This is a genomic window from Polaromonas sp. CT11-55 (assembly GCF_047303325.1).
In the GTDB taxonomy this organism is placed as follows: Bacteria; Pseudomonadota; Gammaproteobacteria; order Burkholderiales; family Burkholderiaceae_C; genus Polaromonas.
Genome location: NZ_JBKBEX010000005.1, coordinates 13,345 through 36,491, shown reverse-complemented (window position 1 = coordinate 36,491; position 23,147 = coordinate 13,345). Strand labels below are relative to the sequence as shown.

Genomic DNA, 23,147 nt, shown 5'->3' with positions numbered 1-23,147 from the left:
TGGGGACAGTGAATGTGGCGGGCATGGGGTATTTCGTCCTAGGCGTGTTTTTGTTCGAATTCTCGCATGTACGCCACCAGCGCCTGCACGCCGGCCAGCGGCATGGCGTTATAGATGCTGGCGCGCATGCCGCCTACCGACTTGTGGCCCTTGAGCTGAAGCAGGCCCGCCGCCTTGGCGCCGGCCAGGAAAGCCTCGTTGCGCGATTCGTCGCGCAGGAAAAAAGGCACGTTCATGCGCGAGCGGCAGTCCTTGCCGACCTTGTTCAGGTAGAGCTGCGAACTGTCGATCGCATCGTAAAGCAGCTGCGCCTTGGCCAGGTTGCGCTTTTCCATGGCCGCGACACCGGCGGCCGTGCCTTCCCGCTGGCGCTTGAGCCACTGAAAGGTCAGGCCCGCGATGTAAATGGCGTAGGTGGGCGGCGTGTTGTACATCGACTGGTTGTCCGCGACCGTTTTGTAGTCAAAGGCGCTGGGGCATGCCGGCATGGCGTGTCCGAGCAGGTCCTCGCGGATAACCACCAGCGTCACGCCGGCGGGACCAAGATTTTTCTGCGCCCCGCCGAAGGCCAGGCCGACGCGGGACCAGTCGACGGACCGGGAAGCCACGTGGGACGAAAAATCAATCACCAGGGGCGCGTTGCTTCCCAGGGTCTTGAGGTCCGGCAGGCTCTGGAATTCCACGCCGTTGATGGTTTCGTTGGTGCACAGGTGTACATAGGCCGCGTCCTGTCGCAGCTTCCAGCCCGAAGGCGCGGGCAGCTGTGTGTGCCCGTTGTCGGCATTGCTGGCGGCCACCTGCACGTCACAGTACTTGCGAGCTTCCTTTTGCGACTTGTCGCTCCAGCTGCCGGTCACCACAAAATCGGCGGAACGCCCGCGGGACAGGTTCAGCGGAACGATGGCGTTCTCGGCCAGCCCGCCGCCCTGCATGAACAGGATCTTGAAATGGGCCGGAACGGCCATGAGTTCGCGAAAATCGGCTTCGGCGGCTTCATAGATGGAGATGAACTCCTTGCCGCGATGGCTCATCTCCATCACGCTCATGCCGCTGCCGTGCCAGTCCAGCATTTCACCCGCCGCCTGCTGCAAAACCTCCTCGGGGAGGTTCGCGGGGCCGGCGGAAAAATTGAAAGGACGGGTCATTTCTTCGCGGGCGGCTTGGCGGCTCCCGGTGCTGGGGCGCTGCCGACGATTTTCACCGCCGCCTCGTCGAACTGCTTGATGCGCGCCACCACGTCGGTGCGTGAAGCCTCGACGAGCTTTTGCACAAAAACGTTGCCGAGTTCAGGGGCGGTAGCCTGGTATTTTTTGATGGCCGGGGATTCGAAGAAAGCGGCGATCTGCTGGAGTTCCTCCAGTGTGAAACGCTCCGTGTAGGCGGGTACCAGCGATTCGGCGCTGACCTTGCTGACCTGCTTGCCAATCAGCTGGCTGGCGTCATCGGCGTATTTCTTGAGTTCGGCGTTGAGGTCTTCGGAGGCCTTTGCCTGCTTGGCCTTGGGGACTTTGGCTTCGAGCTGAGGGGCCCATTTGGCGATCAGATCCTGGGCTGTGCTGCCCGCCAGCTGACCGACCAAGCGATCGAGCTCGGGACCTTGCTGCAGGGCGACCACTTTTTTGGCCAGCTCGGTTTTCGGGTCGGTCTGGGCGTGGACGGCCGCGGTGCAGGCCAGACCGGCGATCGCGAGGGTGGTGATCAGTTTTTTCATTAATTGCTTTCCGTGTTGGAGGCGTCTGTGCCGGTGTCGTTTTCGGTGTCGAGGTCGTCCAGCGTGGCATCGTTTTCGACGATGCGCTGCAGACCGCTCAATTGTGAGCCCTCGTCCAGGCCAATCAGCGTAACACCCTGTGTAGCCCTGCCCATCTCGCGGATTTCACTGACGCGCGTGCGTACCAGCACACCCTTGTCGGTGATGAGCATGATCTCGTCGTCGACGTGGACCAGCGTCGCCGCCACGACCTTGCCGTTGCGCTCGCTCTGCTGGATGGCGATCATGCCCTTGGTGCCGCGGCCGTGGCGCGTGTATTCGGTGATGGAGGTGCGTTTGCCGAAGCCGTTCTGGGTGGCCGTCAGCACGCTTTGCTGCTCGTCCTCGGCCACCAGCATGGCGATCACGCCCTGGCCGTCTTCCAGCGTCATGCCGCGCACGCCGCGCGCGTTGCGGCCCATGGGGCGGACGTCGTTTTCATCAAAGCGCACAGCCTTGCCGCCGTCGCTGAACAGCATCACGTCGTGTTTGCCGTCGGTCAGGGACGCGCCTATGAGGTAGTCGCCCGGGTCAAGGTCCACGGCGATGATGCCGGCCTTGCGCGGGTTGCTGAATTCGTCGAGGGCCGTCTTTTTCACGGTGCCCATGGAGGTGGCCATAAAGACGTATTGGTCGGCAGGGAAGCTGCGCTTGTCGCCCGTCAGCGGCAGGACCACCGTGATCTTCTCGCCTTCCTGCAGCGGGAACATGTTGACGATGGGCCGGCCGCGCGAGCCGCGCGACCCCGCGGGAACCTCCCAGACCTTGAGCCAGTAGAGCCGGCCCCGATTGGAGAAACACAGGATGTAATCGTGCGTGTTGGCGATGAAGAGCTGGTCGACCCAGTCGTCGTCCTTGGTGGCGGTGGCCTGCTTGCCGCGGCCGCCACGTTTTTGCGCCCGATATTCCGACAGCGGCTGGCTCTTGATGTAGCCGGTGTGCGAGAGCGTCACCACCATGTCGGTCGGCGTGATCAGGTCTTCGGTGCTGAGGTCGAAGGAACTGTGCTCGATATGGCTGCGCCGCGCGCCCAGTTTGGTCTGGCCGAACTCCAGTTTGATGGCGGAAAGTTCTTCGCCGATGATGATGGAGACGCGCTCGGGCTTGGCCAGGATGTCGAGCAGGTCGTCAATCTCGGCCATGACTTCCTTGTATTCGGCCACGATCTTGTCCTGCTCCAGGCCGGTCAGGCGTTGCAGGCGCATCTGCAGGATTTCCTGGGCCTGGGTTTCCGACAGGCGGTACAGGCCGTCGCTGCCCATGCCGAACATTTTTTCAAGGCCGTCGGGGCGGTAGTCGTCGGCGTTGACGATGCCGCCGTCGGCGCGCGTGCGGGTGAGCATTTCGCGCACCAGGCTGCTGTCCCAGGGGCGCAGCATCAGCTCGGCCTTGGCCACCGGCGGCGTGGGCGCGTTGCGGATGATGGCGATGAAGTCATCGATGTTGGCCAGGGCCACGGCCAGGCCCTCCAGCACGTGGCCTCGTTCGCGCGCCTTGCGCAGCGTGTACACGGTGCGGCGCGTCACCACTTCGCGGCGATGCGAGAGGAAGACCTGGATCAGGTCCTTCAGGTTGCACAGCTTGGGCTGGCCGTTGACCAGCGCCACCATGTTGATGCCGAAGGTGTCCTGCAGCTGGGTCTGCTTGTATAGGTTGTTCAGCACCACTTCAGGCACTTCGCCGCGCTTGAGCTCAATGACCAGACGCATGCCGGACTTGTCGCTCTCGTCCTGGATGTGGCTGATGCCTTCGATTTTTTTCTCGTGCACCAGCTCGGCCATGCGCTCCTGCAGCGTCTTCTTGTTGACCTGGTAGGGCAGCTCGTCGACGATGATGGATTGGCGCTGGCCCTTGTCGATGTCCTCGAAGTGGCACTTGGCGCGCATCACCACCTTGCCGCGGCCGGTGCGGTAGCCGTCCTTGACGCCGTTGATGCCGTAAATAATGCCGCCCGTGGGGAAGTCGGGCGCCGGCACGATTTCCATCAGTTCGTCGATGGAGGCCTCCGGGTTCTTCAGCATGTGCAGGCAGGCGTCGACCACTTCGTTGAGGTTGTGGGGCGGTATGTTGGTCGCCATGCCCACCGCGATGCCGCCCGATCCGTTGACCAGCAGGTTGGGCAGCCGGGTCGGCAGGACCAGGGGCTCCTGTTCGCTGCCGTCATAGTTGGGGCCGAAATCGACGGTTTCCTTGTCCAGGTCGGCCAGCAATTCATGGGCGATTTTCGACAGGCGGATTTCCGTATACCGCATGGCGGCCGCGTTGTCACCATCCACGGAGCCGAAATTTCCCTGGCCGTCGACCAGCAGGTGGCGCAGGGAGAAGTCCTGGGCCATGCGAACAATGGTGTCGTAGACTGACTGGTCGCCGTGCGGGTGGTATTTGCCGATCACGTCGCCGACGATACGCGCCGACTTCTTGTAGGGGCGGTTCCAGTCGTTGTTCAGCTCATGCATCGCGTACAAAACGCGCCTGTGCACGGGTTTGAGGCCGTCCCTGGCGTCGGGCAGGGCCCGGCCAACGATCACGCTCATGGCGTAGTCGAGATAGCTGCGCCGCATTTCCTCTTCAAGACTGATGGGCAGGGTTTCTTTAGCAAACTGGGTCATGAGCGGCCTGGTTGGGATTTCGAGATTCTTGAGGAAAGCCAGCGATTTTAAGGCTTGAGTTTATAGCGGCTACTTGTGGCGGGGCAGCAACAAATGCTCAAGAATCTCAAGTCTGTGTCAGACGAAGCCGATAGCGTGCTTGAAGGTTGGGGCATGTGTGGCACAATCGATGTAACGCTTTGAGTGATGGTCACTCACGGCGTGTAAATTACTAATCGCAGCAAGTCTGCGGCTTTTCTCTAGAGGAGAACCATGAAGAAACTCAACAAAGTGGCAATGTTGTTTGCTTCCGCAGCGCTTGTTACCGCCGCTGGTGCACAAACGATCGACAACTGGAAAAACGGCAACAACGAACTGGTCTGGAAAAACGGCACCAATGAACTGTGCTGGCGTGATGCCAACTGGACGCCTGCTACCGCAGCGCCTGGTTGCGACGGCGCAATTGCCCCTGCGATGGCTCCTGCCGCTCCTGCTGCCGCAGCTCCTGCCGCTGCTCCTGCTGCCGCTGCTCCTGCTGCTCCTCCTGCCGCAACGAAAGTTACCTACGCTGCTGACGCTTTCTTTGACTTCAACAAGTCTGTGATCAAGCCAGAAGGCAAGGCCAAGCTGGACGACCTGGTCGGCAAGATCAAGGACATCAACCTGGAAGTTATTATCGCCGTGGGTCACACCGACTCCGTTGGTAGCGATGCTTACAACCAGAAGCTGTCGGTTCGCCGTTCGGAAGCCGTCAAGGCATATCTCGTGTCCAAGGGCATCGAGAAAAACCGCGTCTACACTGAAGGCAAGGGCGAGAAACAGCCAGTTGCTGACAACAAGACCGCCGAAGGCCGCGCCAAGAACCGCCGCGTCGAAATCGAAGTGGTTGGTACCCGCGCCAATAAGTAATCCTCAGGGATCGCTTCAAAAACCGCGCCTAGGCGCGGTTTTTTTATGCCTCAACGATAATGCCCTATGTCTACAAGCGATAACTTTGACCCTGCTGAGCTGGCCAAATTCTCCGACCTGGCCCACCGCTGGTGGGACACCGAAAGCGAGTTCCGTCCCCTGCACCAGATCAACCCCTTGCGCCTGGGCTGGATCGACGGCCAGGTTCCGCTCAAAGGGCTGCGCGTGCTCGACGTGGGCTGCGGCGGCGGCATCCTGGCCGACTCCATGGCCCGAAAGGGGGCCGAGGTCCTGGGCATAGACCTGGCCACAAAGGCGCTCAAAGTTGCCCAACTCCATGCACTGGAAGCGCAGACGGAAGGGGTGCAATACCGTGAAATCAGCGCCGAAGCACTGGCGGCCGAACAACCGGGCAGCTTTGATGTTGTGACCTGCATGGAAATGCTGGAGCATGTGCCCGACCCCTCGTCCATCGTCCAGGCTTGCGCGGCGCTGGTCAAACCCGGCGGGCATGTGTTTTTTTCCACCATCAACCGCAACGCCAAAGCCTTTTTGTTCGCCATCGTGGGCGCGGAGTATGTGCTGAACATGCTGCCTCGCGGCACCCATGAGTACGCCAAACTGGTCAAACCCAGCGAACTGGCCGGCTATTGCCGGGCTTCGGGGCTCTCTCTGCAGCAGACCCGCGGCATGGAGTACAACCCGCTGACGCGCCACTACTGGCTCAGCGCCGACACCAGCGTCAATTACCTGCTGGCTACCCAGAAGAGCTGAAATCGCCTCAATTCACACCCGATATGTTCAAAGACATTGCTGCCGTGCTGTTCGACCTGGACGGCACCTTGATAGACAGCGCGCCCGACCTGGGCGCTGCGGCCGACAAAATGCGCACTGACCGGGGACTCGAATCGCTTCCGCTGGCGCTATACCGCCCCATGGCGGGCGCGGGCGCGCGCGGCATGATTGCCGTGGCCTTCGGCCTGACGCCGGACGATGCCCGTTTCGCTGGCCTCAAGGAAGAGTTTTTTCGCAACTATGAGTCGCGCATGACGGAGCGCACCACGGTGTTTGATGGCGTGGCCGAACTGGTCGCCCGGATCGGACAGGCCGGCTTCAAATGGGGTGTGGTGACCAATAAATCTGCCCGTTTTACCGTCCCGCTGACCAAGGCCATGCCGTTGTTCGCCACCGCCCAGACCATCATCAGCGGCGATACCACGCCGCATTCCAAACCGCACCCGGCACCCCTGCTCGAGGCGGCGCGCCAGCTCGACCTGGCGCCCGGCCGCTGTATTTATGTCGGCGACGACGAGCGCGATATCGTCGCGGGCCGCGCCGCGGGCATGCCCACAGTGGCCGCCGCCTACGGCTATCTTGGCAAAACTGCCGATACCGGAGGCTGGAACGCCGATGCGACCATTGCCGCACCCGGCGCCCTCTTGAATTTGCTGCGGATGGCGTAAACTAGGCCTCCTGGGGCTGCATTGGTTTCGACGTGGGTTCGGACGCGGTGTGGTGCATGTCGAGCTGAGTGTGCTCGTAAAACAGATTCAAACAAACTAACTGCAAACGACGAACGTTTCGCACTCGCTGCTTAATTGCCAGTGAGCTTTACAACAGCAGGCCGATGGGCTGGGCAAGGGGTGTTTAGCGCAAGTTAAACGCTCCCGGCTGTAAAGATAATTTCATCGGCTGGCTCCGGGCTGGGTACCTTAACCCGGGGCGAGAAAATAGGGTGCTGGCGTCCTGTGTAGCGTGCGACTGCGCGACACAGGTGGCGAGACCCAAATCAGACCGCTAAACATGTAGATCTGCCCGAACAAGGCTTGCGGACGGGGGTTCAAATCCCCCCAGCTCCACCACTTCACGAAAGCCCGGCCTTAATCCGCCGGGCTTTTTTATGGGTGTCCGGCGGCTGTTCAACCGCTTTGCGCCCGCGGTGACAATATGTCCATGGCAAGCATGCAACTTCAGGAAATCCTTTTCTCTCAAGGCTTTGGCACACGGCGCGTGTGCGCGGGGCTGGTTCAACAAGGTTATGTGGCGGTGGCGGGCGCGCCTTGCGACGACCCGACCGCTGAATTCGAGCCCAGCGAAGGCCTGCGCTTCACGGTGCAGGGCACGGACTGGGAATACCATGAAAAAGCTTATTTGATGCTGCACAAGCCCGCGGGCTATGAGTGTTCACAAAAGCCCAGCGCTTACCCGAGCATCTACACGCTGCTGCCGGCGCCTATACGCCAGCGCGGCGGCGGCGCGGCGGCCGGTGTGCAGGCGGTGGGGCGGCTGGACCAGGACACGACGGGCCTCTTGCTGCTGTCGGACGACGGCAAGTTCATCCACCGCATGAGTTCGCCCAAGCACCATGTGCCCAAGGTGTACGAGGTGCGCGCCAAGCACCCGGTGGACGACAAGCAGGTGGCCAAGCTGCTGGCCGGCGTGGTGCTGGATGATGACCCCAAGCCGGTGCGGGCCGCGGCCTGTGAAAAAACCGGCGAGAACCAGCTGAGCCTGACGCTGACCGAAGGCAAATACCACCAGGTCAAGCGCATGATCGCCGCCGTGGGCAACCGGGTGGAAGAGGTGGGCGGCCTGCACCGTTCGCGCATAGGTTCGCTGGACTTGCCGGCGGACCTCAAAGCCGGCGAATGGCGCTGGCTGACGGTAGAGGACCTGGCGCGCATCGCGGGCTAAGCATTGCCCGGCGCATCGCCGGTCCCGCTTATCGCAATTCGGCCGGGCGGGTGTTGGACTGTATGAGGAATGAGTCGTGCCAGTGGCCGGGCATGCTGCTGGTGTGCTCCTGGTCCATGAGCGTGCGTATCTGGCGTTGTTGCGCCAGCGTGTGTTTCAGGCTGAGCCGCGCGGTTTCGAGGGCCGCTTCCTCACGCTTGAGGTGCCGGTTTTTGGTGGCTTCTTCACCGAGGAATTCGTTGCGGAGTGCGTCCTGGTCCGGCAGCATGGAAGGGTTGAGCACCACATAACAAATGCCGCATTGGGCCAGCAAATTGCTTTTCAGGTTTCTGGCTTTGCGGGACAGGCCGAAGGACTTGGGAACATCCACGCAGCCGACCACATGGCCGTCGCTGGCGCAGACCGAAAACGTGCAGGTGGTGTTCTGGAGCATTTCATACCAGTAGAGGCTGTTCTCATTGGCGTTGGGCCGGGTGAAGCGGGTCACCGGCATCTTGACCAGCACGTGGTGGTCGTCAAAGGTGTTGATCATCCAGTGCCAGACCCGCAGCTCTTCGCTGTTCATCAGAACCCGCGCATGCAGGGGCCAGTGTTTGGGAATGCGGCGTTTCCCCCGGTTTACCCATCGTGACCACAGGCTGTACCATTCGGCGATGTGCTCCATGTGGGGCTGCTCCGCCGGTGACCATTCCGAGTTTCTGTACATGACAAACTCCTGGTTGTTACGGGTACTTACAATATGCGACTATTTGCCTACTTTGTCTTGAGGTTTATCACGGTGTTTTGCTTGATTAGTGACTAAGTGTGAATTTTTAGACGGAAACTCCGTCGCGAACATACGTAGAACTTGCAAAAAGGGGAGAGAAATCCATGGATAAACGCAAATTTATGGGTGTAGCGGCCTTGGGCGCTGCCGCCCTGCCTGGAATGGCGCAGGCCCAGCTGGCGCCCAAGGCGCAAAAAGGCCCGACAGTGCTGACCGTCAGCGGGCTGATAGGCGCGGGCAACCGCGGCGCCCTCGATCCGGCGCTGGACCAGATGATGGCCAAGCAGAAGATCAAGTTCGACAAGGCGCAGACCTTTGACTTCGCCACCCTGGCCGCGCTGCCGGCCGTCACCATCAAGCCCACGCTGGAATACGACAACAAGCCGCACACACTCAAAGGCCCGCTGCTGGCTGATGTGCTCAAGGCCAGCGGCGTAAAGCTCAATGACAAGACCACGGTGTTTGTGCGCGCGGTGGACGGCTACGCGGCCCAGGTAACGGCTGCTGAGCTCACCAAATACCGCTTTATCGTCGCCACCCACATGGACGGCCAGCCTTTGTCGCTGGGCGGGCTGGGGCCGCTGTGGGCCGTCTATGACGCGGACCGTTTCCCCGAGATGGCGGCCAAGCCGATCTCCGCGCGCTTTGCCTGGTGCCCCTGGGCGACCTATCACATCGAGGTCAAAGAGGCCTGAGTTTCAGCGCGCGGCCTTCAGGAAGTCAGTGATCGCCTCCACGGTCTGGCCGGGCTGGTCGCGCTGGGGGGAATGCCCGCAGGCCGCCAGCCGCAGTTGCCGGGCATGCGGTGCCACCCTCACGATTTCCTCGAGCTGGCGCAGCGTGCCGTATTCGTCGTCCAGGCCCTGGATGAGCAACAGCGGCGCCGTGATGCGGCTGCATTCCTCGCGGATGTCGAAGCGGCGAAAGGCTTCCGACAGCCAGATGTCGTTCCATTGCCAGAAGGCCACGTCGACGTCGGCGTGGTAGCGCGCCAGGCGATCGCGCAATCCCCCCGACTCAAACGCCGTACGGGCTTCGGTGATGGCCTGCACGGCAATGTCTTCGACCAGCACATGCGGCGCCATGGCGATGCAGGCCGCCACCGGATAGCGGCTGGCGTGGAGCAGGGCGATGGTGGCGCCATCGGAGTGGCCCAGCAGCACGGGCCGGCTGATGTCCAGGGCCCGCAGCAGGGCGGGCAGCATCTCCCAGGCTTCACGGTGCATATAGTCGGGCAGCAAGCGGCCGCTGCCGCGCACGTCGGGCACGGGCGCGGATTTGCCGTAGCCTCGCCGCGAATACACGACACCGGCCCGGCCTGTCGCCGCGCACACGGCCTGCGGCCAGTCCAGCCCGCGCTGCGTCCACAAGGCGACCGAACCCAGGCCTTCGTGCAGGAAAACAATCGGGGCCAGGCCGGGTTGCCCGGCGATGCGCCTGACTTCCAGGCGCACATCGTTGATCTCCAGTATCTGTGTCACATTCATCGCCGCATCGTAAGGGATGGCGGCGATTCGGGGATTCCGGGTATTTGGGCTCACTGCTGCCGGCCTTTCTTTTGGGACGGGAACCTCGCCGGCGCCCGGTACACTAACCGGTTGCACCTAGAAAGACCGTTTTTGTGAATGTTCTCGCCCGTTTCGCAGCCGCCTGGCTGTGCGCCCTTGCTGCCCTGACGAGTTTCCCTGCCGCCGCCCAGGCCGCGGCGCCGCCGGCGGCTTCCGGGATCACCACACCCGTCTTTGTGCTGAACTCGCTGGACGACAGCGTCAGCGTGATCAACCCGGCCACCTGGACCGAGACCCGGCGCATCGCCACCGGCAAGCAGCCGCACCACCTTTATCTCACGCCTGATGAAAAATCGGTGATCGTCGCCAATGCCCTGTCGGACTCGCTGACCTTCATCGACCCGAAAACCGCCGAAGTGCAGCGCACGGTGCGCGGCATCCTGGATCCCTACCAGCTGCGATTTTCGCCCGACATGAAATGGTTTGTCACGGCGGCCAACCGCCTGAACCACATCGATATTTACAAATGGGACGGCAAGGACATCACGCTGGCCAAGCGCGTGCCTACCGGCAGGACGCCCAGCCATTTGTGGATAGACAGCAAAAGCACCACGATCTACTCGACCATGCAGGACAGCGACGAGCTGATCGCCATCGACCTGGCCAGCCAGTCCGTCAAATGGCGCACCAAGACAGGCTCCATCCCGGCCGACGTCTACGGCACGGCCGATGACAAATTTCTGTTGGTTGGTTTGACGGGCGGCGATGCCGTAGAGGTCTATGACGTGAGCGGCGCCCAGCCGCAGCGCACCAAGTCCATCAAGACCGGCGCGGGCGCCCATGCCTTTCGCGCCTTCGGCGACAAGCGCCATGTATTGGTCAGCAACCGCGTGGCCAACACCATCAGTCGTATAGACCTGCAAACGCTGGAAGTGGTTGACAACTACCCCGCGCCGGGCGGCCCCGACTGCATCGACGTGAGCCGCGACGGCAAGCAGATCCTGGTGACTTCGCGCTGGGCGCGCAAGCTCACCGTGATCGATGTGGCGACCCGCAAGGTGGTGCGCCAGGTCAATGTTGGAAAGAGCCCCCACGGTGTTTGGACGCTCGACCATTCGGCTAGGTGAGCCGGCCCTGGCGGCTGCGCTGCTTGCCGCTGCCCTGGCGGCGGCCGGCATGCACCCCGCCCAGGCAGCAGCCCCCTGCAAACCCGTCTACCTGACGCTGGACACCGGCCACATGGCCGTCGCGCCGTTGATGGCCGAGGTGCTGAACAAACACCAGGTCAAGGTCACGTTTTTCGCCGCCAACGAACGCACGCAAACCGGCGACGGCAGCCTGGGCGAGCAATGGGCGCCCTGGTGGAAAGCGCGGGCTGCCGAAGGCCATGAGTTCGCCTCCCACACCTGGGACCATGTGTACTGGCGCAGCGACTTGCCGATGGCCGGTGGTGAGCCGCCCGGGTTCAAGATGCGGCCCTCGGCGGGCCCGTCGGATGGCAAGGACCTGAACTGGACGGCCGCGCAGTACTGCGAAGAAATCGGCAAATCGGCCAAACGCCTGGAAGCCATCACCGGAAAAAAAACGCTGCCGCTTTTCAGGGCGCCGGGCGGCAAGACCTCGCCCGCGCTGCTGGCCGCCGCCAAGTCCTGCGGCTACGAGCATGTGGGCTGGTCGCCCGCGGGTTTTCTGGGCGACGAACTGGCCAGCGAGAAATATCCCAACGATTTTTTGCTCAAGAAAGCGTTGCGCGATGTGCGCTCCGGCGACATCCTGCTGGCGCACCTGGGCATCTGGTCGCGCAAGGACCCCTGGGCGCCCAAGGTGCTGGAGCCCTTGATCACCGGCCTGCAGTCGCGCGGCTTTTGCTTCAAGACCCTGCGCGAGCATCCCCAGTACAAGGACTGGATTGAGGCGCAGTCCGGCCCGGCCCCGGCCAAGCCTGCAAAATAAACGGCATGGACGGGTTCAGCGATCTTTTTTCAGCGGTGCAGCAGTGGCTGTTCGAGGCTGCCGTGCAGCCGGCCATGTTCGCGCTGGGCATGGGCAACGTGCTGGAAGACGGCTACGACGCCACCGCCTGGTTCATGGTGGGGGTGATCCAGATATTGATCCTGTTGGCCCTCATAGGCCCGCTGCAGCGTTGGCGCCCGGTCGAGCCCGTGACCGACCGCGCCACCATACGCACCGACGTGCTGTACACGCTGATCCACCGGCTGGGCCTGTTTCGCATCGCGCTGTTCTTCACGTTGGACCCATGGTTCGACGAGGCCTTCGGCGCGCTGCGCACTGCCGGCTACGGCACTTTCCACCTCGACCAGCTCTGGCCCGGCGTGACCGACCACGCGGTGGTCAGCCTGCTGATTTACCTGGTGGTGTTCGATTTCGTGGCTTACTGGACGCACCGCGGCCAGCACCAGATCGAGTGGTGGTGGCGCCTGCATTCGCTGCACCATGCGCAGCGGCAAATGACCATGTGGAGCGACAACCGCAACCACCTGCTCGACGACATCCTGGTCGACTCCATCGTGGTGCTGGTGGCCCAACTGATCGGCGTGCCGCCCGGCCAGTTCATCGCCATCGTGGCCTTCACCCAGCTCAGCGAAAGCTTTCAGCACGCCAACGTGCGCATCTGGTTCGGCCGCATCGGCGAGCGCCTGTGGGTGAGCCCGCGCTTTCACCGGCTGCACCACAGCATAGGGATTGGGCACGAGACCGTGAAGGCCCAGCGCACCGTCCTGGGTGGGCACAACTTCGGCGTGCTGCTTCCGTGGTGGGATGTGCTGTTCGGCACCGCCAATTTTGAGCAGCGTTACGACCCCACCGGCGTTCGCGACCAGGTGGAAGCCAACCGCGATTACGGCAAAGGCTTTTGGTCGCAGCAGTGGGTGGGCCTCAAGCGCTTATTTGGCCGCGCCTGAGACTGAGTTTTTCAACCCAGCAGGGGCCGCGGAACCGGCTTTGCCGGGCCACAGGCGGGCGGCCCCCTGAGGGGGCAGGGAATTACACGAAGTGAATGACCGCGGGGGCTACACTGTTTTTATGAGCAAACTTCTTGATGCTTTTTGGCGTGCCGCGATGTACTGCCTGCACCCGCGGGTGATTGCCCTGTCGGTGCTGCCCCTGGTCATCATGGTCGCGATCTCGCTCGGACTGGGCTATTTTTTCTGGAGCGACGCGGTCGAGGCCATCCGCTCCCAGATCAGCAACTACGAGTTGGTCAACAGCCTGGTGCGCTGGCTCGAAACGCTGGGGTTGAGCAGCCTGCGCATGGTGCTGGCGCCAGCGCTGCTGCTGTTCCTGGCCATTCCCGTGATCGTGATTGTTTCGCTGCTGTTTGTGGCCATGCTCATGACGCCGGCCATGGTGTCGCTGGTGGCCGAGCGGCGCTTTCCGCAACTCGAGCGCAAACTCGGGGGCTCCATGCTGGCCAGCCTGTTCTGGTCGCTGGGCTCGACACTGCTGGCGGTGGTCGCGCTGATTGTGTCGATTCCGCTGTGGCTGATCCCGCCCCTGATCCTGGTGCTGCCGCCGCTGATCTGGGGCTGGCTGACCTACCGCGTGATGTCTTACGACGCCATGGTCGACCATGCGAGCAGCGAGGAGCGGCGGCAGATTTTCAAAGAGCACCGCATGCCGCTGCTGGCCATAGGCGTGCTCAGCGGTTACCTGGGCGCCGCGCCCAGCCTGATCTGGGCTTCCGGCGCCATGTTCGTCGCCATGGCGCCCATCCTGGTGCCTGTGGCCATCTGGATCTACACACTGGTGTTCGCCTTTTCCTCGCTCTGGTTTGCCCACTACACCTTGGCCGCGCTGGAGCAGCTTCGCAAAAGAAACAATGCGCTGGCTCCTGATCCGCTGGTCCAGGCCGAGCTCGCGACCACGGCGGCTGAGCTGGCGCCCGAGGCCCTGCCCGGGCCGGCGCCCAGCTTCGGCTCGCTGGGCGGCAAGCCCGATTTACACCTGCCTTGAATTCTCCAAAACATGACCCCTCATTTCGGCCTGATCATCGTCGGCGATGAAATCCTTTCGGGCAAACGCGCCGACAAACACCTGCCCAAAACCATAGAGCTGCTGGGCGCACGCGGCCTGCAGTTGGCCTACGCCGACTATGTGGGCGATGACCCGGCGCGCATTACCGCCACGCTGGCGCGCGCTTTCGCGGCGGCCCGCGAAAACGGCGACGTGGTGTTTTCCTGCGGCGGAATAGGCGCCACGCCCGACGACCACACCCGCCAGTGCGCGGCGAAGGCCCTGGGGGTTGACCTGGCCCTGCATCCCACGGCCAAAACCCTGATCCTCGAACGCATGGCCGACGTGGCCAAAGAGCAGGGCACGCCCTACGAGCCCGACCGCGACGACAACATCCACCGCCTGAACATGGGGGTGTTCCCGGTTGGCGCGGAGATCATTCCGAACCCCTACAACAAGATCCCCGGCTTTACCTGCCGTGCGGGGCAGGGCGCGGTCCACTTCGTGCCCGGGTTTCCGGTCATGGCCTGGCCCATGATCGAATGGGCGCTCGACACGCTGTATGCCCACCTGCACCAAAAGTCGCCTTACACCGAAAAATCGGTGATCATTTTTGGGTCCATGGAAGCCATGCTCACGCCGCTGATGCTCGCCATTGAGGCGGCGCACGCCGGCGTCAAGGTCTTCAGCCTGCCCAGCGTGGACCACCCCGAATACGGCCGCCATATCGAGCTGGGCGTCAAAGGCGCGCCCGAAGCCGTCAATCTGGCCTACCCGGCCATGCTGGCCGGGCTGCACAAATTCGACCTCAAGTTCGGCCCTGAATTGGTGCGTTGATTTTTCGCACTAAATAAGTGCGTTCATAGGGATGCACTTAAATGGTGCTATCGTTACCACGAGGTGTTTTTTCTCTTTTCGGCTTCTCCGGGGCTGGAACCGAGGCCAGATGACGGCACAATCCGAGGCTTGGCAGGAAAGCGAACAGCCAATGGCTTTGGCACAAAAAGTGCATTCAATAGCCCGAAGACAATTTTTCAACCACCCATCCAGCACAGGAGATTTTGATGGCAAAGACCGTCGCAGACGTCATGAAAATGGTCAAGGAAAACGAAGTCAAGTTCGTTGACTTCCGTTTCACCGACACCCGGGGCAAAGAGCAGCACGTGACCGTGCCCGTGTCCCATTTTGACGAAGACAAATTCACGTCGGGCCACGCTTTCGACGGATCGTCCATCGCCGGTTGGAAGGGCATCGAGGCTTCGGACATGCAGCTCATGCCCGACCCGAACACCGCCAACATCGACCCCTTCTTCGAAGAAACCACGCTGTTCCTGCAGTGCGTCGTGGTTGAGCCCAGCGACGGCAAAGCCTATGACCGCGACCCGCGCTCCATCGCGCAGCGCGCCGAAGCCTACCTCAAGGCTTCCGGCCTGGGCGACACCGCCTACTTCGGTCCCGAACCCGAATTCTTCATCTTCGACGGCGTGCGCTGGAGCAACGAGCCCGGCAACGTCATGTTCGCCATCGACGAATATGAAGCCCCCTGGAACAGCGGCAAGCAGCTCGAAGGCGGCAACCGCGGTCACCGTCCCACCGTCAAGGGCGGCTACTTCCCCGTGCCCCCGGTCGACAGCACGCAGGACATGCGCGCCGAGATGGCCCTGATCCTCGAATCGCTGGGCATCCCGGTCGAAGTGTTCCACCACGAAGTGGCGGGCGCCGGCCAGAACGAAATCGGCACCAAGTTCAGCACGCTGGTCCAGCGCGCCGACTGGACGCAGGTCCTGAAGTACGTGGTCTGGAACGTGGCCAACGCCTACGGCAAGACCGCCACCTTCATGCCCAAGCCCTACGCCGGTGATAACGGCTCCGGCATGCACGTGCACCAGTCGATCTGGAAAGACGGCAAGAACCTGTTCGCCGGCGACGGCTACGCAGGCCTGTCCGACTTCGCGCTGCACTACATCGGCGGCATCATCAAGCACGCCCGTGCCCTGAACGCCATCACCAACCCCGGCACCAACAGCTACAAGCGCCTGGTGCCCGGCTTCGAAGCCCCGGTGAAGCTGGCCTACAGCTCGCGCAACCGCTCGGCCTCGATCCGCATCCCGTTCGTGGCGAACCCCAAGGGCCGCCGCATCGAGGCGCGCTTCCCCGATCCATCGGCCAACCCGTACCTGGCCTTCTCGGCACTGATGATGGCCGGCCTGGACGGCGTGGAAAACAAGATCCATCCGGGCGAAGCCGCCACCAAGGACCTGTACCACCTGCCGCCGGAAGAGGACGCAAAGGTCCCAACCGTCTGCCACAGCCTGGACCAGGCGCTGGACTACCTGGACAAGGACCGCGGCTTCCTGACCAAGGGCGGCGTGTTCACCGACTCCATGCTCGACGCCTACATCGAGCTCAAGATGGGCGAAGTCACGCGTTTCCGCATGGCACCGCACCCGGTCGAGTACGACATGTACTACTCGCTGTAAGCAGCCAAGCAGCCAAGCCGCCTACTGTTTTTATTTACAGTCTGTGGCCAAAAAAGGACGGCATATGCCGTCCTTTTTTATTGCCCCCCGCACTTGTGGGTCTGCTGGCTTTGTATTTTTGCCCCTTTGCCGCATACTGATAGACCGTCCTTGCCCTACCGGCACCAGGAGTTCTCCATGAAAAACACCTTTTTGCTTTCTGCCTTGTCCCTGCTGCTCGCCGGCGCGGGGAACCTCGCATGGGCGCAGCAGGTTTACCGCTGCGCCGGTGTCGGGGGCTCCACACCTGAATACATCAATAATGCCAAAGAGGCGCAGACGCGCAGCTGCAAACTGGTCTCGGGCGGCAATGTCACGGTCGTGGCGAGCACGCCGGTGAGCGCCAAGCCCGCGGTCCGTGTGGCGGCCGCGACCGGTTCGGGCAGTTCCGAGCAGCGTGCCCGCGACAGCGATTCGCGCGCCATCCTGGAAGCCGAGCTGAAAAAAGCCGAAGCCAAACTGGCCGAGCAGCAAAAAGAGTACAACAACGGCGAACCCGAAAAGCAGGGCATTGAGGGCCGCAACTACCAGCGCTACCTTGACCGCGTGGCCGAACTCAAGGACAGCATAGCCCGCAACCAGAGCGACATCGCCGGACTCAAGCGCGAGATATCCCGGCTGCCTTCAACCGCCGCTCCCGCCCTTAATTAAGCGCGCAACACCGGCTTATGGGTGAAAATGGATGGCTTGAAAAAGCCCTCCATCCGCACCCCATCCTCCTCGGCTCCGGTTTCGGGGCTTCCCCGTTTCCAGGCATTCGACCTGCTGGCCACGCTGGTGGCTGTCGTGCGCACCGACGGCACCGTCGTGTTTGCCAATGCCGCGCTCGAAGACGCGCTGGGCACCTCCCGGCGAACCATTGAGGGTTCGCAACTCCCCGACTGTTTCACCGAGCCGCTGATCCTGCAAAACGCGCTCGAAGGCGCCGGCAGCAACGAATTCGCCGCCCTGCGCTACGACGCCTGGCTCCGGCGCCTCAACCATGAACCGCTGCCGGTTCATGTGGTGGTGGCGCAAACCGACACTCCGGGCGAGGCCATCGTGGAGTTGCTGCCGCTGGAGCAGCAGGCCAAGCAGGAACGGGAAGAGCGCCTGATCGACCAGGCGCAGGCCAACAAGGAGCTGATACGCAACCTCGCCCATGAAATCAAGAACCCGCTGGGCGGGATCCGCGGAGCGGCCCAGTTGCTGCAGATGGAAATCGGCAAGGACCTGACCGAATACACCCAGGTCATCATCCATGAGGCGGACCGGCTGCAGACGCTGGTCGACCGCCTGCTGGCGCCGCACCGCCGCCCGCACCTGGTGGGTGACGTGAATATCCACGAGGTTTGTGAGCGCGTGCGCTCGCTGATCCTGGCGGAGTTTCCCAAGGGCTTGAAGGTCACGCGGGATTACGACATCTCTATCCCCGATTTTCGCGGCGACCGCGAGCAACTGATCCAGGCGGTGCTGAACATCGCCCACAACGCCGCGCAGGCGCTCGCCGAACTCATCACGGCGGGCAAAGCGCAGATCACTTTCAGGACAAGAATCGCCAGGCAGGTAACTTTTGGCAAGCAGCGCTATCGCTTGGCACTGGAATTGCATGTTATCGACAATGGACCGGGCGTGCCGGACTCCATCAAAGACCGCATCTTCTATCCCCTGGTCTCGGGGCGCGAGGGTGGTTCGGGGCTGGGGCTGACATTGGCGCAAACCTTTGTGCAGCAACACCACGGTTTGATCGAGTGCGACAGTGTGCCGGGCCGTACAGATTTCAAGCTGCTCATACCGCTTCCTTGAAATCTGTCCGCCGCATGATTGATACATAACGCGATCGGCGCGGAGGCTCCCCAGAAGGGCCACGCGCTGAAAGCACGACAAAAGGGACTGCATACATGAAACCGATCTGGATCGTTGATGATGACCAGTCCATCCGGTTTGTTCTGGAAAAGGCCCTGCTCCGCGAGGACCTTCCCACGCGCAGTTTCACCAGCCCCCGCGAGGTGCTTGCCGCGCTGGAAAACGCAACCGAAGAGGACGGCCCGCAAATCCTCGTGAGCGACATCCGCATGCCGGGGGGCTCGGGCCTGGACTTGCTGGAAAAGGTCAAGGAAAAACTGCCCGGCCTGCCGGTCATCATCATGACCGCGTTCTCCGACCTGGACAGCGCGGTCTCGGCCTTTCAGGGTGGGGCTTTTGAATACCTGCCCAAGCCGTTTGACCTGCCCAAGGCGGTCGAGCTGATTCGTCGCGCGGTGGAAGAAAGCCAGCGCGAAGAGGTCGCCGAGGAGCGCATGGCTTCCGCGCCCGAAATGCTGGGCCAGGCGCCGGCCATGCAGGACGTGTTTCGCGCCATCGGGCGCCTGAGCCAGAGCATGGTGACGGTGATGATCACCGGCGAATCGGGCTCCGGCAAGGAACTGGTGGCGCGCGCGCTGCACAAGCATTCGCCGCGCGCCAGCGGGCCGTTCGTCGCGATCAATACCGCGGCGATCCCGAAGGATTTGCTCGAGAGCGAGCTTTTCGGCCATGAGCGCGGCGCCTTCACCGGCGCGCAGACCATGCGGCGCGGCCGCTTCGAGCAGGCCGAGGGCGGCACGCTTTTCCTCGACGAAATCGGCGACATGCCCTTTGATTTGCAGACGCGCCTGCTGCGCGTGCTCAGCGACGGCCATTTCTACCGCGTCGGCGGGCACAACGCCGTCAAGGCCAATGTGCGCGTGATCGCCGCCACCCACCAGGACCTGGAGCAGCGCGTCAAGGAAGGCGGTTTCCGCGAAGACTTGTTCCACCGCCTCAACGTGATCCGTTTGCGCCTGCCCGCGCTGCGCGAGCGGCGCGAAGACGTCTTCATGCTGACGCGCCACTTCCTGCAGCAAAGCGCCAAGCAGCTCGGCGTCGAACCCAAGCGGATTTCCGACACAGCCCTGCAACTGCTGAGCAACTTCGGCTTTCCCGGCAATGTGCGCCAGCTCGAGAACATCTGCCACTGGCTGACCGTCATGGCGCCGGCCCAGATGATAGAGCCCAAGGACCTGCCGCCTGAAGTGCTGGGCATGATCCCCGAACCGGGAAAATCCCCCGCCGCGGCGGAAAAACCGGACCCTGTCCGCGCCGAATGGGCGCCAAGCGGCGACAAGGCCTTGCCAGTGCCCGCATCCGAGGCGGCCTTGCCGGCAATGGCTGGCGTGGGGCAGAACTGGGAAAGCGGCCTTGAAGCCGAAGCCCTGGCCCTGCTGGCCACCGGGCGCAGCGACGTGTGGGACGTGCTCACGCGCCGCTTTGAATCCAAGCTGATCCAGACCGCGCTGGCCAATACGCGCGGGCGCCGCATCGAGGCCGCCCAGAAACTGGGCATAGGGCGCAACACCATCACGCGGAAGATTCAAGAACTCCACCTGGAGTGAGTGAGCCCCCACGGTCGTTCACTTCGTGTAACTCCCTGCCCCCCGAGGGGGCCGCCCGCCTGTGGCCCGGCAAAGCCGGTTCCACGGCTCATGCTGGGCTAAAGAATTCTTTGGGCACTACCAGCGGGGGCCGCGGGACTGGCTTTGCCAGACCGCAGGCGCCGCCCCCTGGAAGGGGGGAACGGGCTACACGCAGTGAGCCCGGACGGGGGTCAGCCGATTTCCACGGTCACCGGCGCATGGTCGCTAGGCTTTTCCCATTTGCGCGGCACGCGGTCTATGCTGCAGCCCAGGACTTGCGGCTTGAGTGCCTCGCTGACCAGGATGTGGTCTATGCGCAGGCCCCGGTTTTTCTGGTAGCCCAGCATGCGGTAGTCCCACCATGAGTAGCTTTTGGGCGCCTGCTCGAACATGCGGAAGCTGTCGGTCAGGCCCAGCGCCAGCAGCTGGCGGAAATGTTCGCGCTCTTCCTTGGTGTGGTGGATGGTGTCCCTGAGCCCTTCCGGGTCGAAGGAGTCCTGGTCTTCCGGCGCGATGTTGAAGTCGCCCAGCAGCACCAGCTGCGGGTGGGCCGCCATCTCGGCGCGCACATAGGTCTGCAGGCCGTCCAGCCAGCGCATCTTGTAGGCGAACTTGTCGCTGCCGGGCTCCTGCCCATTGACGAAATAGCCGTTCATCACGCGCACAGGCCCTGCGGGGCCGTCCACCGTGGCGGCGATGACGCGCGAATGTTCGTCTTCAAAACCGACGATGTTTTTCACCACCTCGCGCAGCGGCGTGCGCGACAGAATGGCCACGCCGTTATAGGTTTTCTGGCCGAAAGCAGCGGCTTCATACCCCACCGCCTTCAGCGCCTCCAGCGGGAACTTGTCGTCCGTCATCTTGAGTTCCTGCAGGCACAGCACGTCCACAGGATTGGCAGCCAGCCAGTCGAGCACGTGGGCCAGCCGCGCGGTCAGGGAATTGACGTTCCAGGTGGTAATTTTCATGGGGTCATGCTCCAGGACCGGAAGGGAGGATCAAGGCTCAGATGTGCAACACGGCCAGCGCGCCAATCACGAGGCCCACGCCTGCCACGGCGAACATGCCGTATTCCAGCCACTTCTTGCGCGTCAGCAGCGCGATGGCCGCCAGGGCAATCGCCACTTGCAGCACGGTGGTGGCCTGGGCCCAGCGGTGGTGCTGGTGAATCTGTGCGTCCGAGGACTGGTCCCAGACCACGGATTCGGCTTCGAGCTTCTCGGCGATGACCTTGATATCGTTCTTTTCTTTTTCGTAGCGATCCACCTTGGCCTGGTAGCCGGCTTTTTTGTCTTCGGGCGCCAGATCGCGGGCGAGCTCGGCCAGTGACTGCTTGGTGCTTTTAGCCTGGAAGTAATTCCACTGGTTGGAGGCTTCCGTCTTCTTGATGGCCGCATTGTTTTTGTACAGGCCCGCATTGGCCTGCGTGGCGCCGCCCATGTAGGCAAAGATGGCGCCTATGGTCGCGATGATGGCCGTGATCACCGCGATCTGCGCGATCATGCCGCCGCCGCTTTCGTGCCCGCCATGGCCACCCTGGGCTGCATGTTCGAGCTCATGGTCGTGGGGCCCGTGTACGTGAAATCCGCCTCCTGACATATCAATTCCCTCTCGTGTTGTTGTGGGTTGTGGATGGTTTATTTTTCGTAGGTGATGAAGCTGAACTTCATCCCCGTGGCAGACACATGGTCTTCGCGCGCCGTCTGCCGCCATTCGGGGCCCAGCGTCGGCGCGAAGGCGTCGCCCTCGATATTTTCCGCAATCTCTGTGACTTCGATGCGGTGTGCCAGCGGCATCGCCTGCGCGTAAATTTGCGCGCCACCCAGGACCCAAACCTCTTCGGATGCCGCGCACAGCGCCAGCGCGTCGGGCAGGCTTGCCGCGGTTTCGGCGCCGGCTTCCTTCCAGTCGGCCTGGCGCGTGATGACGATGTTGGCGCGGCCCGGCAGGGGACGGAACTTGGCCGGCAGCGAATCCCAGGTCTTGCGGCCCATGATGACAGGCCAGCCGGTGGTCAGGCGCTTGAGGCGCGCCATGTCTTCCGGCAGGCGCCAGGGAATGGTGTTGTCGCGGCCTATCACGCCGTTGGCGGCGCGGGCGAAGATCATGTGGATGCGTGTCATGTTTGCATCCCGGATTAAACAGCCACGGGAGCTTTGATCGCCTCGTGATGCTGGTAATCCAGGAACTCGAAATCCTCAAATTGGTAGTCGAAGATCGATTCGGGCTTGCGCTTGATCTGCAGCGTGGGGTAGGGGAAGGGCTGGCGGCTCAGTTGCAGCGCGACCTGCTCATGGTGGTTGCTGTAGATGTGGCAGTCACCGCCGGTCCAGATGAAGTCGCCCACGCCCAGGTCGCACTGCTGGGCCACCATATGCGTCAGCAGGGCGTAGCTCGCGATGTTGAAGGGCACGCCCAGGAAGATGTCGGCGCTGCGCTGGTAGAGCTGGCAGCTCAGCTTGCCGGGCTGGCCCTGCACCTCGGAGGGCGCCACATAGAACTGGAAAAACGCGTGGCAGGGCATGAGCGCCATCTTGGAGAGGTCGGCCACGTTCCAGGCGCTTACGATGATGCGGCGTGAATCGGGGTTGGTCTTGAGCGTCTTGATGACTTCGCTGATCTGGTCGATGTGGCCGCCGTCGGGCGTGGGCCAGCTGCGCCACTGCACGCCGTAGACCGGGCCCAGGTCGCCGTCGGGGCGCGCCCATTCGTCCCAGATGGTGACGCCGCGTTCCTTGAGCCAGTTGTTGTCGCTGGAGCCCTGCAAAAACCACAGCAGCTCATGGACGATGGATTTGAGGTGCACCTTCTTGGTGGTCACCAGCGGAAAGCCCTCGTTCAGGTCAAAGCGCATCTGGTGGCCGAACACGCTTTTGGTGCCGGTGCCGGTGCGGTCTGCCTTGAAGACGCCGTGCGTGTCCACATGGCGCATGAAATCTTCGTATTGGGAGCGTATGGGGCGGGTCATTGGAAACCAGTCGGCTTGAGTCGGGGGAGATATGCCGCGGCCGGCGGGGAGGCGGCCGGG

Annotated in this window: 23 protein-coding genes and 1 other RNA gene; 15 read left to right on the top strand and 9 right to left on the bottom strand. The window is 62.6% G+C overall.

Translation table 11 applies throughout. The annotated features are described in order from the left end of the window. Positions 1–38: 38 nt before the first annotated feature. From serC to gyrA, 3 genes are read right to left on the bottom strand one after another with little or no spacing between them, the layout of a single operon-like run. Positions 39–1,145, bottom strand: coding sequence for a 3-phosphoserine/phosphohydroxythreonine transaminase (serC, locus tag ACEN8I_RS07150; protein ID WP_413327618.1), 1,107 nt, complete (start codon positions 1,143–1,145; stop codon positions 39–41). Further along, complete coding sequence (locus tag ACEN8I_RS07145) at positions 1,142–1,711, bottom strand: DUF2059 domain-containing protein (RefSeq protein WP_413327617.1); 570 nt, start codon at positions 1,709–1,711, stop codon at positions 1,142–1,144. The genes serC and ACEN8I_RS07145 overlap by 4 nt, the downstream gene beginning before the upstream one ends. After that, positions 1,711–4,359 carry a DNA gyrase subunit A gene (gyrA, locus tag ACEN8I_RS07140; protein ID WP_413327616.1) on the bottom strand — a complete coding sequence of 883 codons (2,649 nt, stop codon included), beginning with the start codon at positions 4,357–4,359 and terminating at the stop codon, positions 1,711–1,713. Before gyrA ends, ACEN8I_RS07145 begins: the two co-directional genes overlap by 1 nt. Before the next feature lie 252 nt (positions 4,360–4,611). Between gyrA and ompA the strand changes: the two genes are divergently transcribed. The 5 genes from ompA to ACEN8I_RS07115 all read left to right on the top strand — a co-directional run bounded on the left by ompA (position 4,612) and on the right by ACEN8I_RS07115 (position 7,941). Next, the gene (ompA, locus tag ACEN8I_RS07135; RefSeq protein ID WP_413327615.1) at positions 4,612–5,247 is read left to right on the top strand and encodes an outer membrane protein OmpA; all 636 of its coding nucleotides are present in this window, start codon (positions 4,612–4,614) and stop codon (positions 5,245–5,247) included. A 66-nt stretch (positions 5,248–5,313) separates the two neighbouring features. Then, entirely contained in the window at positions 5,314–6,021 is a 708-nt protein-coding gene (ubiG, locus tag ACEN8I_RS07130) for a bifunctional 2-polyprenyl-6-hydroxyphenol methylase/3-demethylubiquinol 3-O-methyltransferase UbiG (protein ID WP_413327614.1), read from the top strand. Positions 6,022–6,044: 23 nt separating this feature from the next. Continuing rightward, a complete protein-coding gene (locus tag ACEN8I_RS07125) occupies positions 6,045–6,710 on the top strand; it encodes an HAD-IA family hydrolase (protein WP_413327613.1) in 666 nt (221 codons plus the stop codon). A gap of 12 nt (positions 6,711–6,722) precedes the next feature. Beyond that, positions 6,723–7,109: a transfer-messenger RNA gene (ssrA, locus tag ACEN8I_RS07120) on the top strand. A 100-nt stretch (positions 7,110–7,209) separates the two neighbouring features. Beyond that, the gene (locus ACEN8I_RS07115) at positions 7,210–7,941 is read left to right on the top strand and encodes a pseudouridine synthase (RefSeq protein WP_413327781.1); all 732 of its coding nucleotides are present in this window, start codon (positions 7,210–7,212) and stop codon (positions 7,939–7,941) included. 28 nt (positions 7,942–7,969) lie between these two features. Here the strand turns inward: ACEN8I_RS07115 and ACEN8I_RS07110 are convergent, their stop codons facing one another. Next, positions 7,970–8,647 (bottom strand): hypothetical protein, encoded by a 678-nt coding sequence (locus ACEN8I_RS07110; protein ID WP_413327612.1) that lies wholly within the window; start codon positions 8,645–8,647, stop codon positions 7,970–7,972. 164 nt (positions 8,648–8,811) lie between these two features. On the opposite strand from ACEN8I_RS07110, the gene ACEN8I_RS07105 reads away from it, so the two are divergent. Continuing rightward, positions 8,812–9,402 (top strand): molybdopterin-dependent oxidoreductase, encoded by a 591-nt coding sequence (locus ACEN8I_RS07105; protein ID WP_413327611.1) that lies wholly within the window; start codon positions 8,812–8,814, stop codon positions 9,400–9,402. Positions 9,403–9,405: 3 nt separating this feature from the next. On the opposite strand, the gene ACEN8I_RS07100 is transcribed toward ACEN8I_RS07105, so the two are convergent. Further along, a complete protein-coding gene (locus tag ACEN8I_RS07100) occupies positions 9,406–10,194 on the bottom strand; it encodes an alpha/beta fold hydrolase (RefSeq protein ID WP_413327610.1) in 789 nt (262 codons plus the stop codon). Between the two features lie 134 nt (positions 10,195–10,328). Here ACEN8I_RS07100 and ACEN8I_RS07095 point away from each other — a divergent pair, with 134 nt between their 5' ends. The 9 genes from ACEN8I_RS07095 (at position 10,329) to ntrC (ending at position 20,098) form a co-directional block, all read left to right on the top strand. After that, a complete protein-coding gene (locus ACEN8I_RS07095) occupies positions 10,329–11,342 on the top strand; it encodes a YncE family protein (RefSeq protein WP_413327609.1) in 1,014 nt (337 codons plus the stop codon). 49 nt (positions 11,343–11,391) lie between these two features. Next, on the top strand, positions 11,392–12,168 hold the full coding sequence (locus ACEN8I_RS07090; protein WP_413327780.1) for a polysaccharide deacetylase family protein: 777 nt from the start codon (positions 11,392–11,394) through the stop codon (positions 12,166–12,168). Between the two features lie 5 nt (positions 12,169–12,173). Beyond that, on the top strand, positions 12,174–13,136 hold the full coding sequence (locus ACEN8I_RS07085) for a sterol desaturase family protein (RefSeq protein WP_413327608.1): 963 nt from the start codon (positions 12,174–12,176) through the stop codon (positions 13,134–13,136). Positions 13,137–13,257: 121 nt separating this feature from the next. After that, complete coding sequence (locus ACEN8I_RS07080) at positions 13,258–14,187, top strand: EI24 domain-containing protein (RefSeq protein ID WP_413327607.1); 930 nt, start codon at positions 13,258–13,260, stop codon at positions 14,185–14,187. A 12-nt stretch (positions 14,188–14,199) separates the two neighbouring features. Further along, the gene (locus ACEN8I_RS07075) at positions 14,200–15,024 is read left to right on the top strand and encodes a competence/damage-inducible protein A (protein WP_413327606.1); all 825 of its coding nucleotides are present in this window, start codon (positions 14,200–14,202) and stop codon (positions 15,022–15,024) included. Positions 15,025–15,251: 227 nt separating this feature from the next. After that, positions 15,252–16,667 carry a type I glutamate--ammonia ligase gene (glnA, locus tag ACEN8I_RS07070; RefSeq protein ID WP_007869429.1) on the top strand — a complete coding sequence of 472 codons (1,416 nt, stop codon included), beginning with the start codon at positions 15,252–15,254 and terminating at the stop codon, positions 16,665–16,667. Positions 16,668–16,844: 177 nt separating this feature from the next. After that, a complete protein-coding gene (locus ACEN8I_RS07065; RefSeq protein WP_413327605.1) occupies positions 16,845–17,357 on the top strand; it encodes a hypothetical protein in 513 nt (170 codons plus the stop codon). Positions 17,358–17,384: 27 nt separating this feature from the next. Beyond that, on the top strand, positions 17,385–18,491 hold the full coding sequence (glnL, locus tag ACEN8I_RS07060) for a nitrogen regulation protein NR(II) (protein WP_413327604.1): 1,107 nt from the start codon (positions 17,385–17,387) through the stop codon (positions 18,489–18,491). Between the two features lie 95 nt (positions 18,492–18,586). Continuing rightward, complete coding sequence (gene ntrC / locus ACEN8I_RS07055; protein ID WP_413327603.1) at positions 18,587–20,098, top strand: nitrogen regulation protein NR(I); 1,512 nt, start codon at positions 18,587–18,589, stop codon at positions 20,096–20,098. A 212-nt stretch (positions 20,099–20,310) separates the two neighbouring features. Here ntrC and xth read toward each other — a convergent pair whose 3' ends face one another. From xth to ACEN8I_RS07035, 4 genes are read right to left on the bottom strand one after another with little or no spacing between them, the layout of a single operon-like run. After that, entirely contained in the window at positions 20,311–21,087 is a 777-nt protein-coding gene (gene xth, locus ACEN8I_RS07050) for an exodeoxyribonuclease III (RefSeq protein ID WP_413327602.1), read from the bottom strand. 37 nt (positions 21,088–21,124) lie between these two features. Beyond that, a complete protein-coding gene (locus ACEN8I_RS07045; RefSeq protein ID WP_413327601.1) occupies positions 21,125–21,718 on the bottom strand; it encodes a DUF4337 domain-containing protein in 594 nt (197 codons plus the stop codon). Between the two features lie 38 nt (positions 21,719–21,756). Beyond that, a complete protein-coding gene (locus tag ACEN8I_RS07040) occupies positions 21,757–22,242 on the bottom strand; it encodes a dihydrofolate reductase (protein WP_413327600.1) in 486 nt (161 codons plus the stop codon). A 14-nt stretch (positions 22,243–22,256) separates the two neighbouring features. Then, positions 22,257–23,087 carry a thymidylate synthase gene (locus ACEN8I_RS07035; protein ID WP_413327599.1) on the bottom strand — a complete coding sequence of 277 codons (831 nt, stop codon included), beginning with the start codon at positions 23,085–23,087 and terminating at the stop codon, positions 22,257–22,259. Between the last annotated feature and the right edge of the window lie 60 nt (positions 23,088–23,147).